The sequence below is a fragment of the Microbacterium sp. WHRI 7836 genome (genome assembly GCF_040223885.2).
GTDB classification, from domain to species: Bacteria; Actinomycetota; Actinomycetes; order Actinomycetales; family Microbacteriaceae; genus Microbacterium; species Microbacterium oxydans.
The window spans coordinates 1,957,769-1,969,236 of the sequence record NZ_CP168171.1; the positions used below are offsets into that span (position 1 = coordinate 1,957,769).

Here is an 11,468-nt window from a genome sequence, read left to right on the forward strand (position 1 = left end):
GTGGCAAGCAAGGAAGAGAGGGTCGACGATGATCGATTCGGCACACTCGTCGGCGGAGCGCGCGGAGATTCGCGCTGTCCGCGAATCCGGGCGCACGAGCGTCCTCGTCATCGGCGGCGGGATCAACGGAATCTCCACGTTCCGCGACCTGGCGCTGCAGGGAGTCGACGTTGTGCTCGTCGAACGAGGGGACTTCGCCTCCGGCGCCTCCTCCGCGTCGAGCCACATGATCCACGGCGGCATCCGCTACCTCGAGAACGGCGAGTTCCGACTCGTCCGCGAATCCGTGGAGGAGCGCAACGGTCTTCTGAAGATCGCCCCTCACTACGTGAAGCCGCTCGAGACGACCATCCCGATCTACTCGACCTTCTCGGGCATCCTCTCCGCGCCGTTGCGCTTCCTCACGCACAAGAGCGGCAAGCCGCAGGAGCGCGGAGCCTTCCTCATCAAGATCGGGCTGACGATCTACGACACCTTCTCGCGCGATGGTGGCACCGTTCCTCGGCACCGTTTCCTCGGCCGCAAGAAGTCGCTCGCCGAGCTGCCTTCTCTCGACCCCAAGATCAAGTACACCGCGACCTACTACGACGCCTCGATGCACGACCCCGAGCGCCTGGCTCTGGACGTGCTCCAGGACGGACGATCCGCCCACCCGAGCGCGCACGCGCTGAACTACGTCGAAGCCGTCTCTCGTGACGGCGACAAGGTCGTGCTCCGCGACCGTGAGAGCGGCACGGAGTTCTCCGTGCAGGCCGATGTCGTCGTGAACGCATCGGGTCCCTGGACCGACCTCACGAACGATGCCCTCGGCACCGAGACGAGGTTCATGGGAGGAACCAAGGGCTCGCACATCGTGCTCGACCACCCCGAACTGCTCGAGGCGACCCGCGGACGCGAGATCTTCTTCGAGCACTCCGACGGTCGCATCGTCCTCATCTACCCCCTCAAGGGACGCGTTCTCGTCGGCACCACCGACATCGATGCCGATCCACGCGAAGTGGCCGTGTGCACCGAGGAGGAGGTCGACTACTTCTTCGATCTCATCCACCACGTGTTCCCCACCATTCCGGTGTCGCGCGAGCAGATCGTCTACAAGTTCTCGGGAATCCGTCCCCTGCCTCGTCACGAGGACACGGCCCCCGGGTTCGTCTCCCGCGACTACCGCGTCGAGGTCGACCAGAAGGGCGCCGTGCCGCTTGTGAGCCTCGTCGGCGGCAAGTGGACCACGTTCCGCGCACTCGGCGAGTCCCTCTCCGACACGGTGCTCGGCCTGATCGATCGCACCAGGACGGTCTCGACGGCAGGGCGCGCGATCGGCGGTGGGCGCGAGTTCCCCCGCACCGAGAAGGCCAAGCGCATCTGGTTCCAGGAGAACCTTCCCGGCGCCGGCGCACGTGCCGATCAGCTGCTGGCCCGATACGGTACCCGCGCGGCACAGGTCTGGGAGTTCGTCGAGCAGGGTGCGGACGCGCCACTCGCCGGCGGTGACCTCTCCACGCGTGAACTCGAGTGGATGGTGCAGAACGAGCTGGTGACCCGCCTGGAGGATGTCATCCTGCGTCGCACCAGCATCGCGTTCACCGGCGGGGCGACCGCCGAGGTTCTTGACGAGATCGCCGATGCCCTCGCGCCGATGCTCGGCTGGGACCGAGCGCGCCACGATGCCGAGGTCGAGCAGACCCGCGAACTGTTGAACGAACGTCACGGACTCGATATCCCGTCCCGCGCCCGCGGCTGACGGGGTCTCGGACTGCCGCCCTCCTCGCGGTGCAACTCCCATAAAGTGTCGGGGCAGAGGGGCCCCGACACACAAGAAAGGTCAAAGAAGACATGGCTGATGTGAATCTCGGTCTCTACTTCCTCTCCGAACTGGTAGGAACAGCGATGCTGGTCCTGCTCGGATGTGGTGTCGTCGCCAACGTCGCGCTCGCGAAGAACAAAGGCTTCGGCGGCGGCTTCCTGATGGTCAACTGGGGATGGGGTCTGGCGGTCTTCGCCGGTGTGCTCGTCTCCGCGTACTCCGGTGCCATCCTCAACCCGGCCGTCGGCATCGGACTGCTGATCTCCGGCACGATCGACTTCCCGATGTTCCTCGTCGCCACCGCGGCGGAGCTCGTCGGTGCGATCATCGGTGCGATCGTCGTGTGGCTCGCCTACAAGCAGCACTTCGACGAGGAGCCGGAGGCCGCCAACAAGCTGGGCGTCTTCTCGACCGGCCCCGCGATCCGCTCCTACGGATGGAACCTGGTCACCGAGATCATCGGCACCTTCGTGCTGGTCTTCGTGATCCTCGCGTTCGCGGACTACGGCGACATCGAGGTGGGAACCCCCGGAGGCCTCGGACCGCTCACGGCCCTCCCCGTCGCTCTGCTCGTCGTCGCTATCGGTGCCTCGCTCGGTGGCCCGACCGGTTACGCGATCAACCCTGCCCGCGACCTCGGTCCGCGTATCGCGCACGCGATCCTCCCGATCAAGGGCAAGGGTTCCAGCGACTGGTCCTACTCCTGGGTCCCGGTGGTCGGTCCGCTGATCGGTGGCGCGATCGCCGCTGCCGCAGCGCCCGTCCTGCTGCACCTCGCCTGAACGACCTGAATTCAAAGGAGAACAACATGGCTGACTACATCCTCGCCATCGACCAGGGAACGACTTCGAGCCGCGCGATCATCTTCGACAAGAAGGGCAACATCATCGCGACGGGCCAGAAGGAGCACGAGCAGATCCTGCCGAAGGCCGGCTGGGTCGAGCACGACGCCTCGGAGATCTGGCGCAACGTCCAGGAGGTCATCGGACTCGCCCTGAGCCGCGCCGACCTGACGCGCCACGACATCGCGGCCGTCGGCATCACCAACCAGCGCGAGACCGCGGTGGTCTGGGACAAGACCACCGGCAAGCCCGCCTACAACGCGATCGTGTGGCAGGACACCCGCACGCAGGCGATCGTCGATCGTCTCGCGGCAGACGGCGGCGTGGAGCGGTTCAAGCCGGTCGTCGGGCTCCCCCTGGCGACCTACTTCTCGGGAACCAAGATCGCCTGGATCCTCGAGAACGTCGAAGGCGCTCGCGAGAAGGCGGAGGCCGGCGACCTGATCTTCGGAACGACCGACAGCTGGGTCCTCTGGAACCTGACCGGCGGCGTCGACGGCGGTGTGCACGTCACGGACGTGACGAACGCGTCGCGCACGATGTTCATGGATCTCGAGACGCTCGAGTGGCGCGACGACATCCTCGAGGCGTTCGGCGTGCCGCGCTCGATGATGCCCGAGATCCGCTCCTCTTCCGAGGTCTACGGTGCGGCGGAGGACTCTTCGCTGCTTCGCGAGACCCCGATCGCCGGCATCCTGGGCGACCAGCAGGCCGCGACGTTCGGGCAGGCCGCCTTCCAGAAGGGCGAGAGCAAGAACACCTACGGCACGGGCTGCTTCCTCATCTTCAACACGGGCGAGGAGATCGTCCACTCCAAGAACGGGCTGCTCACGACCGTCGGCTACAAGCTCGGCGACCAGCCGACGCACTATGCGCTGGAGGGCTCCATCGCCGTCACCGGATCCCTGATCCAGTGGCTGCGCGACCAGCTCGGCATCATCTCCTCTGCCCCTGAGGTGGAAGAGCTGGCCGACAAGGTCGAGGACAACGGCGGCGTGTACATCGTGCCCGCCTTCTCCGGTCTGTTCGCACCGTACTGGCGTCCTGACGCCCGAGGCGCGATCGTCGGGCTCACCCGTTACGCGAACAAGAACCACATCGCTCGCGCAGCGCTCGAGGCCGTCGCCTTCCAGACGCGCGACGTGCTCGACGCCGTGAATGCGGACGCCGGTGTGGACCTCACCGAGCTCAAGGTCGACGGCGGCATGGTCGCGAATGACGCGCTCATGCAGTTCCAGGCGGATGTCCTCGGCGTGCCGGTGGTGCGTCCGGTCGTCGCGGAGACCACGGCCCTCGGTGCCGCTTATGCGGCAGGCCTCGCAGTCGGGTTCTGGAACGGGCTCGACGACCTCTCCGCCAACTGGCAGGAGGACAAGCGCTGGGAGCCGTCGATGGACGAAGCAGAGCGCGACCGTCAGCTGCGGCTGTGGCGCAAGGCCGTCACGAAGTCGATGGACTGGGTCGACGACGACGTGAAGTGATCTGACACGAAGGCGAAGCGGGTTCGGAGCTCATGCTCCGGACCCGCTTCTCCATGCGCTGTCCGAGCTCTCCCAGCTCGACGTGACGGCTTCCACGACACCGACGAACGCGCGAGCGACGTTCCTCGGTGCCGCCGTATCCCAGGCGAGATACTCGACCCGCACCGGGCCACCGCGCACTGTCGAGATGGACACGTCGAACGCGGAGCGCTGGACGGTTCCCGGCGCCAGCAAGGTCACCGCCAAGCCCGCCTCCACCAAGCCGAGGATGAGGGTCGCGGAGTCGGCTTCGAAAGCCACATCGCGCGTGAGATCGGCCGCGTGGAATGCCGCGTCACTCTGGGCTCGTCCCGAAGTCGCGACGGGGAAGTCCGCGAACGTCATCCCCGCGAGGTCCTCCAGTGCGATGTCGCTCCTGTGCGCGAGCTCGTGCCCTCGAGGGAAGACGGCGACGAGCCGCTCACGAGAGAGCACACGGGACGCCACTCCCAGAGGTTCAACGCCTTCGCGCAGGCCCAGCAGGGCGACATCGAGCTCATCGTGCCGGAGCCTGCGCATCAGGACATCACTGTTCCCGACCTGCAGTTCCACCCGCACGTCCGGGTACGCCGCACGGTAGGCGACGAGCACGGCCGGCACGTCGACGGCGGTCACCGTAGGGATGACACCGACCCGAAGCGTCCCCTCGACGACACCGTCTACCGCGGCCGCATCCTCTCTGGCTCTTTCAGCAGCTCGGAGGGCAGCGCGCGCATGACCGAGGAATGCCTCGCCCGCCTCGCTCAGGCGCACCTGGCGACTGGAGCGAACGAACAAGCGCCGGCCGAGTTCGCGTTCGAGTGAGGCGACCTGATGGCTCAGCGCGGACTGCGTCACGAAGCATCGCTCGGCGGCGCGGGTGAAGCTCAGGGTGTCGGCGACTTCCACGACGTACCGCAATTGTTGGAGTTCCACGATTCATGATCTCTCTTCATGCGTCATGGTGCAATTATGCGTTGGACTCATCGGTTCCATGGTCGCAGGCTGAAGGCATGAACCGCATGACGCTCGTGCTGACCACTGCTCTTGCTCCCATCGCCTGGGGCACCACCTACCTCGTGACCACCGAACTGCTTCCGGCCGGGCACCCGCTGTTCGCGGGTCTGCTCCGCTCACTCCCTGCGGGTCTTCTCGCGGTCGCCATCAGTCGGCGGTTTCCGTCAGGGTCGTGGTGGTGGAAGTCCTTCGCCCTCGGCGCGCTCAACATCGGCGCTTTCTTCCCTCTGCTGTTCCTGGCCGCGGAGCGGCTTCCCGGCGGCGTCGCCGCCGCCGTCGCCGGAGCGCAGCCACTCATCGTCCTGGCTCTCGGAGCGCTCGTCCTACACGAGCGCATCCGGCCGATCACGGCCGCAGCGGCTCTCGTGGGCGCGGGAGGCGTCGCTCTGGTCGTGCTCGGCCCGGCCGCCGAACTCGATCTCTGGGGCGTTCTCGCTGCGCTCGGCGGTGTCACAGCGACGGGTGTGGGCATGATCCTCACCAAACGCTGGGGTCGCCCCGTCGGGGTGGGGCCCGTGTCCTACGCGGGCTGGCAGCTCAGCGCGGGCGGCATGCTGCTGCTACCGGTCACTCTGATGGTCGAGGGCGTGCCTCGGGAGATCGACGGCAATGCCGCTCTCGGCTACCTGTGGCTCGCCACCGCCGGGGGAATCATCGCGTACACGCTCTGGTTCCGAGGCGTCCAGCAGCTGCCGGTCGTCGCGCCGGGGCTCCTTGCACTCCTGTCCCCCATCGTCGCGACACTTCTGGGGTTGGTGGTCGCCGGTGAGCGTTTCACCGCGCCTCAGGCGATCGGATTCGTGCTCACGCTCGGCGCGCTCGTCCTGGGGCAGTTCGTCACGCGTCCGAAGCCGAGCTCAGACCGACGTGCCGAGGAGACACTCGGCGAAGCGCTCTCGGCGCCGCGCTGAGTGCACTCAGTTCTTGCCGAAGAGCTTCTGGATCTCGGCGAGGTCGGCCTCGCTCGGAGCCTGGGCAGCACCGCCGCCGATCCCGAACCCCGATCCGGTGGGCGTGGTCGTGGAGGATGCGATGCCCGCGTTCTCCGCTGCACGCTTCGCAGGGTTTCCCGAGCGGGACTTGCCGGAGGAGGACTTGCTCTTCTTCCCTCGCTTGGACGACGCGCCGGTTCGTCCCATACCAGGCACGGGTCCCATGCCGGGGATGTTGGGGGTACCCCCACGAGCGACGGTCTTCATCATCTTCGCGGCCTGCTCGAAGCGCTGCACGAGCTGGTTCACATCCGTGACGGTCATGCCGGAGCCGCGGGCGATACGCAGCCGACGCGAGCCGTTGAGAACCTTCGGGTTGCGTCGCTCGCCCGGAGTCATCGAGCGGATGATCGCCTCGGTGCGGTCGATCTCGCGCTCGTCGAAGTCGGCGAGCTGCTGCTTCATCTGCCCCATGCCCGGGAGCATCCCGAGCATCTTCTTCATGGAGCCCATCTTCTTCATCTGCTGAAGCTGCTCGAGGAAGTCCTCGAGGGTGAAGGCCTCGGTTGCGAGCTTCTCGGCCATCTTCATGGCCTCTTCCTCATCGAAGGCCTGCTGGGCCTGCTCGATGAGGGTCAGGATGTCGCCGAGGTCGAGGATGCGGCTCGCCATGCGGTCGGGGTGGAACGGTTCGAGGTCCTCGAGACGCTCACCGGTCGAGGCGAAGATGATCGGGCGTCCGGTCACGGAGGCCACCGAGAGCGCAGCGCCACCACGGGCGTCACCATCGAGCTTCGACAGGACGACGCCGGTGAAATCGACGCCCTCCTGGAAGGCCTTGGCGGTGTTCACCGCATCCTGACCGATCATCGCGTCGATGACGAACAGCACTTCGTCGGGGCTCACGGCCTTGCGGATGTCCGCAGCCTGCTTCATCAGCTCGGCATCGACGCCGAGGCGTCCGGCGGTGTCGATGATGACGACGTCGTGCTGCTGACGACGGGCATACTCGACACCGTCGCGCGACACCTTCACCGGGTCGCCGACGCCGTTGCCGGGCTCCGGAGCGAACACGGTCGCGCCCGCCTGCTCCGCGACCACCTGCAGCTGGTTGACGGCATTCGGACGCTGGAGGTCTGCGGCCACGAGCAGAGGCGTGTGCCCCTCGCCCTCGAGCTGCTTGGCCAGCTTGCCGGCGAAGGTCGTCTTACCCGAGCCCTGGAGTCCCGCGAGCATGATCACGGTCGGTGCCGTCTTCGCGAACTGCAGGCGGCGCTGTTCGCCGCCGAGGATCTGCACGAGCTCCTCGTTGACGATCTGCACCACCTGCTGCGCCGGGTTCAGCGCCTTGTTGACCTCGTCGCCGAGGGCACGCTCGCGCACCTTCGCCGTGAAGTCCTTGACCACCACGAGCGCGACGTCGGCGTCGAGCAGAGCGCGACGGATCTCGCGCACGGTGCCGTCGACATCGGCGGCGGTGAGCTTTCCCTTCGTGCGCAGATTGCGGAAGGTTTCGGTGAGCCGATCGGAGAGCGTGCCAAAGGTAACCATGGTGCGTACGATTCTACGCGAGTGAAGCGGCGCCGCTCAGCGCCGTGCGGGCTCAGGACCAGGGCAGGTCGTGAATCATCGCCAGCGCTTCCCGCAACACGGTCTCCGGCGTTCCGCGCCCCGCGCCCTGCTCTGCCCACACGCGCAGCGACGAGAGCACCGCAGCCGCGTGCGCCGCCCCGAGGATGTCGGCCCGGATCACGTCCACGCCCGCCGAGGACGCCGCGAGCGACACGGCAGCGGACAAGCGTGCCATTCGCAGGCCGGTGTCGCGCACGAGCTCGTCCTCCAGCCCCATCGCCCCCGCGTTGCGAAGGGCGAGAGCAAGCGGATCCGGTGCGAAGCCGTGGACGACCCGCAGCAGGATCTCCCGCACCGACTCCCCCGTCGCGACCCGGCCCAGGCCCCGGAGAGACTCGACAGCCTCACCGACCCGTTCGTCGATTCCTGACCACAGCACGTCGCTCTTCGAAGCGAAGTAGTTGAAGAAACTCGAACGGCTCACCCCGGCGCGCTGCGTGATGTCCGCCACCGAAGTGGCAGCGTAACCGCGTTCCAAGAAGAGCTCGCACGCAGCCTCGGCGAGCGTCTCCCGTGACGATGCCTTCGGGCGCCCGGCTTTCCCCGTCGAACTCATGCACTCACGCTACCGCGCGGCGCGGATCGAGAACGCCGTCCTCGACCCGAAGGAGTATTGTTGCTCTCAGTCCATTTACACCGAAGGCGGTTTTGTGATGCTCGAGATCCTCACGCCCGGGTTCGTTCCTACGCCGGTGCCGTACCTCGACGGGTGGGAGCTTCAGCGCCGGGTCCATGCCGACGTGGTCGCAGGCACTCGGCAGGACACCCTCATCCTGCTCGAGCACGAAGCCGTGTACACGGCGGGCAAGCGCACGGAACCGCATGAGCGTCCGCACGACGGCACGCCGGTGATCGACGTCGATCGCGGCGGCAAGATCACCTGGCACGGCCCAGGACAGCTGGTCGGCTATCCGATCGTCCGCCTCGGCGAGCCCATCGACGTGGTCGCCCACGTGCGCCGACTGGAGCGTCTGCTCATCGAGGTGCTGCGCCCGCTCGGAGTCGACGGCTATCAGGTGGAGGGCCGCAGCGGCGTCTGGGTGCGCCGCCCGCTCTCCGAGGACAAGGTAGCCGCGATCGGGGTACGGGTGCAGCAAGGAGTCACGATGCACGGCTTCGCCATCAACTGCGACAACTCCCTGGCCGGTTTCCGCGGCATCATCCCGTGCGGCATCACCGACGCGGGTGTCACGACCGTGAGCGAGGTCACGGGATCCTCCGTTTCGCCCCGTGACCTCGTCGATGCCGTGACCCGTGCGTTTCTCGCCGAATACGCGACCCCCGAACTGTCAGGAGCCCACGCATGACCGCCGCACCCGAGGGCCGGAAGCTCCTCCGTCTGGAGATCCGCAACGCCGAGACACCGATCGAGCGCAAGCCCGAGTGGATCAAGACCAAGGCGAAGATGGGTCCGGAGTACACGGCGTTGCACTCGCTCGTGAAGAGCGAAGACCTGCACACCGTGTGCCAGGAGGCCGGCTGTCCGAACATCTACGAGTGCTGGGAGGATCGCGAAGCGACGTTCCTCATCGGCGGGTCGCAATGCACGCGTCGCTGCGACTTCTGCCAGATCGACACCGGCAAGCCGGCTGACTACGACACCGACGAGCCCCGCCGCGTCGCCGAGAGTGTGCAGCGGATGAACCTCCGGTACGCGACCGTGACCAGCGTGGCCCGTGACGACCTGCCCGACACGGGTGCCTGGCTCAACGCGGAGACCGTCAGGAAGATCCACGAGCTCAACCCGAACACCGGGGTGGAGCTGCTCGCGAACGAGCACAACGCCGATCCGGCTTTCCTCAACCAGATCTTCGACGCCCGACCAGAGGTGTTCGCGCACAACGTGGAGACCGTTCCCCGCATCTTCAAGCGCATCCGACCCGCTTTCCGCTACGAGCGCTCGCTGAACGTGCTCACTCAAGCCCGCGACGCCGGGCTCATCACGAAGTCCAACCTCATCCTGGGCATGGGCGAGGAGCCGGAGGAGGTCGTGCAGGCGCTCAACGATCTGCACGATGCCGGCTGCGACATCATCACGATCACGCAGTATCTCCGCCCGACACCGCGGCACCACCCGGTCTCTCGTTGGGTGAAGCCAGCGGAGTTCGTGGAGTTCAAGGAGGAAGCCGAGCGCATCGGTTTCCTCGGCGTCCTCGCCGGTCCGCTCGTGCGCTCCTCCTACCGGGCGGGGCGCCTGTGGGCGCAGTCGATGACGTCCAAGGGCCGCGAGATCCCCGCGCACCTCTCCCACATCGCAGAGAGCGCCGATCTCGGATTCGCCCAGGCCGTCTGACCTCGTCGCTGCCCGGGGTAGCCGCTCGTGCGGCTAGTCCGCGCTCATCACCGACTGCACGCTGCCGTCGGAGCCGAGATTGACGAGCAGGACGTCATCTGACGAGCTGTCGTCGAGCGCGTACTCGAGCACCGCGAATGGTTCCGAGCCCCCATGCTCGTCGGCGAGGATCGTCATGCTCATGAGCCGGAGCGAGCGGATGATGTCGACGGCGGCGTCTCCCGACACGTCGACGAGCACGTCGGGCAAGTCATCGCCGTACGCCTCCTGCTGCTGAAGGATGTACTCGGTGACCTCGCTGGTGCGGTCGTCCACCTCTGCGAGCATGCCTCGACGCGCCGTGTCGTCGACGCTCTCCAGGCCCGCGATGAGCGAGGCGGCGATGTCGAGCGCATCGGACGAGACGTCGTCCTGGTCCGGAGCGGTCAGGTCCACGGTCACACTCTGATCACCGAGCTCCACGGTCTCCGACCAGAAGATCGATCCGTCCGGGCCCGAGGACAGGAGTCCGAAGTAGTCGTGTTCGATCGCCATAACGCTATGAAACCAGCCTCGTGCTCACTGCGGTAGTCCCGTCGTCAACCGACCAGCGACTGGACGAAGACATGAGGGGTGAAACCGGTGAGGTCATCGATCCCCTCGCCCTGTCCGAGCAGCTTGACCGGGATGCCCGTGCGCTCCTGCACGGCCAGCACGAAGCCGCCCTTGGCCGACCCGTCCAGCTTGGTGAGGACGAGTCCGGTGACGCCGGCGTGTTCGAGGAATGCCTCCGCCTGCATCACGCCGTTCTGGCCGGTGGTGGCGTCGAGCACGAGCAGCACCTCGCTGATGGGCGCCTGCTTCTCGATCACGCGCCGGACCTTCGAGAGCTCGTCCATGAGGCCGCCCTTCGTGTGCAGGCGGCCCGCCGTGTCGATGATCGCGATCTCGATGCCTTCGCGCTTCGCATACTCGACCGTCTGGAATGCCACTGAGGCGGGATCCTGACCCTCCTGCTGCGGACGGACGATCGCCGCCCCACCGCGCTGCGCCCAGGTCGCGAGCTGATCGACCGCTGCTGCTCGGAACGTGTCGGCGGCACCGACCACCACACTGCGCTGGTACCCCCGGAGGAACTTGGTGAACTTCCCGATGGTCGTGGTCTTGCCGACGCCGTTGACGCCGACGACGAGGACCACTGCGGGACGCTCGGTGAGCTTCAGCGTCGTGTCGAACTTCGCGAAGTGCTCCTCGAGCGTCTCCCGCAACATGCGCTGGAGGTCTTTGGGGTCGGTCGTCCGGTAACGGTCGACCTTCTGGCGCAGCTCGTCGACGACGCGCTCGCTGATGTCAGGGCCGAAATCAGCCGTGATGAGCGCGGTCTCGAGATCCTCCCAGGTCGTCTCATCGATGGTGGGCTTGACGAACATGCCGCGCAGTGCACGACCAAGAGACCAGGACTTCTCCGCCATC

The 11,468-nt window shown here is 66.8% G+C and carries 11 protein-coding genes; 6 read left to right on the forward strand and 5 right to left on the reverse strand.

What is annotated here, in order from left to right; genetic code table 11:
- Positions 1-28: 28 nt before the first annotated feature.
- From ABRP18_RS09425 to glpK, 3 genes are all read left to right on the forward strand, one after another.
- Positions 29-1,738 carry a glycerol-3-phosphate dehydrogenase/oxidase gene (locus tag ABRP18_RS09425; protein WP_113681919.1) on the forward strand — a complete coding sequence of 570 codons (1,710 nt, stop codon included), beginning with the start codon at positions 29-31 and terminating at the stop codon, positions 1,736-1,738.
- 92 nt (positions 1,739-1,830) lie between these two features.
- Entirely contained in the window at positions 1,831-2,583 is a 753-nt protein-coding gene (locus ABRP18_RS09430; RefSeq protein WP_028501983.1) for an MIP/aquaporin family protein, read from the forward strand.
- A 26-nt stretch (positions 2,584-2,609) separates the two neighbouring features.
- Positions 2,610-4,124 (forward strand): glycerol kinase GlpK, encoded by a 1,515-nt coding sequence (gene glpK / locus ABRP18_RS09435; protein WP_349884535.1) that lies wholly within the window; start codon positions 2,610-2,612, stop codon positions 4,122-4,124.
- Positions 4,125-4,154: 30 nt separating this feature from the next.
- On the opposite strand, the gene ABRP18_RS09440 is transcribed toward glpK, so the two are convergent.
- Positions 4,155-5,078: a LysR family transcriptional regulator gene (locus tag ABRP18_RS09440; protein WP_058630603.1), complete on the reverse strand. Its 924-nt coding sequence runs from the start codon at positions 5,076-5,078 to the stop codon at positions 4,155-4,157.
- 77 nt (positions 5,079-5,155) lie between these two features.
- Between ABRP18_RS09440 and ABRP18_RS09445 the strand changes: the two genes are divergently transcribed.
- Positions 5,156-6,070: an EamA family transporter gene (locus ABRP18_RS09445; RefSeq protein WP_058630602.1), complete on the forward strand. Its 915-nt coding sequence runs from the start codon at positions 5,156-5,158 to the stop codon at positions 6,068-6,070.
- A 6-nt stretch (positions 6,071-6,076) separates the two neighbouring features.
- Here the strand turns inward: ABRP18_RS09445 and ffh are convergent, their stop codons facing one another.
- Positions 6,077-7,642 carry a signal recognition particle protein gene (gene ffh / locus ABRP18_RS09450; protein WP_349884536.1) on the reverse strand — a complete coding sequence of 522 codons (1,566 nt, stop codon included), beginning with the start codon at positions 7,640-7,642 and terminating at the stop codon, positions 6,077-6,079.
- 52 nt (positions 7,643-7,694) lie between these two features.
- Positions 7,695-8,279 carry a TetR/AcrR family transcriptional regulator gene (locus tag ABRP18_RS09455; protein WP_349884537.1) on the reverse strand — a complete coding sequence of 195 codons (585 nt, stop codon included), beginning with the start codon at positions 8,277-8,279 and terminating at the stop codon, positions 7,695-7,697.
- Between the two features lie 97 nt (positions 8,280-8,376).
- On the opposite strand from ABRP18_RS09455, the gene lipB reads away from it, so the two are divergent.
- Together lipB and lipA are read left to right on the forward strand one after the other, a co-directional pair.
- Positions 8,377-9,030: a lipoyl(octanoyl) transferase LipB gene (gene lipB / locus ABRP18_RS09460; protein ID WP_349884538.1), complete on the forward strand. Its 654-nt coding sequence runs from the start codon at positions 8,377-8,379 to the stop codon at positions 9,028-9,030.
- A complete protein-coding gene (lipA, locus tag ABRP18_RS09465; protein WP_113681915.1) occupies positions 9,027-10,016 on the forward strand; it encodes a lipoyl synthase in 990 nt (329 codons plus the stop codon). The genes lipB and lipA overlap by 4 nt, the downstream gene beginning before the upstream one ends.
- 33 nt (positions 10,017-10,049) lie before the next feature.
- Here the strand turns inward: lipA and ABRP18_RS09470 are convergent, their stop codons facing one another.
- Together ABRP18_RS09470 and ftsY are read right to left on the reverse strand one after the other, a co-directional pair.
- Positions 10,050-10,550 (reverse strand): DUF2004 domain-containing protein, encoded by a 501-nt coding sequence (locus ABRP18_RS09470; RefSeq protein ID WP_046748457.1) that lies wholly within the window; start codon positions 10,548-10,550, stop codon positions 10,050-10,052.
- A gap of 44 nt (positions 10,551-10,594) precedes the next feature.
- Positions 10,595-11,467, reverse strand: coding sequence for a signal recognition particle-docking protein FtsY (ftsY, locus tag ABRP18_RS09475; RefSeq protein WP_045265192.1), 873 nt, complete (start codon positions 11,465-11,467; stop codon positions 10,595-10,597).
- Position 11,468 lies beyond the last annotated feature (1 nt).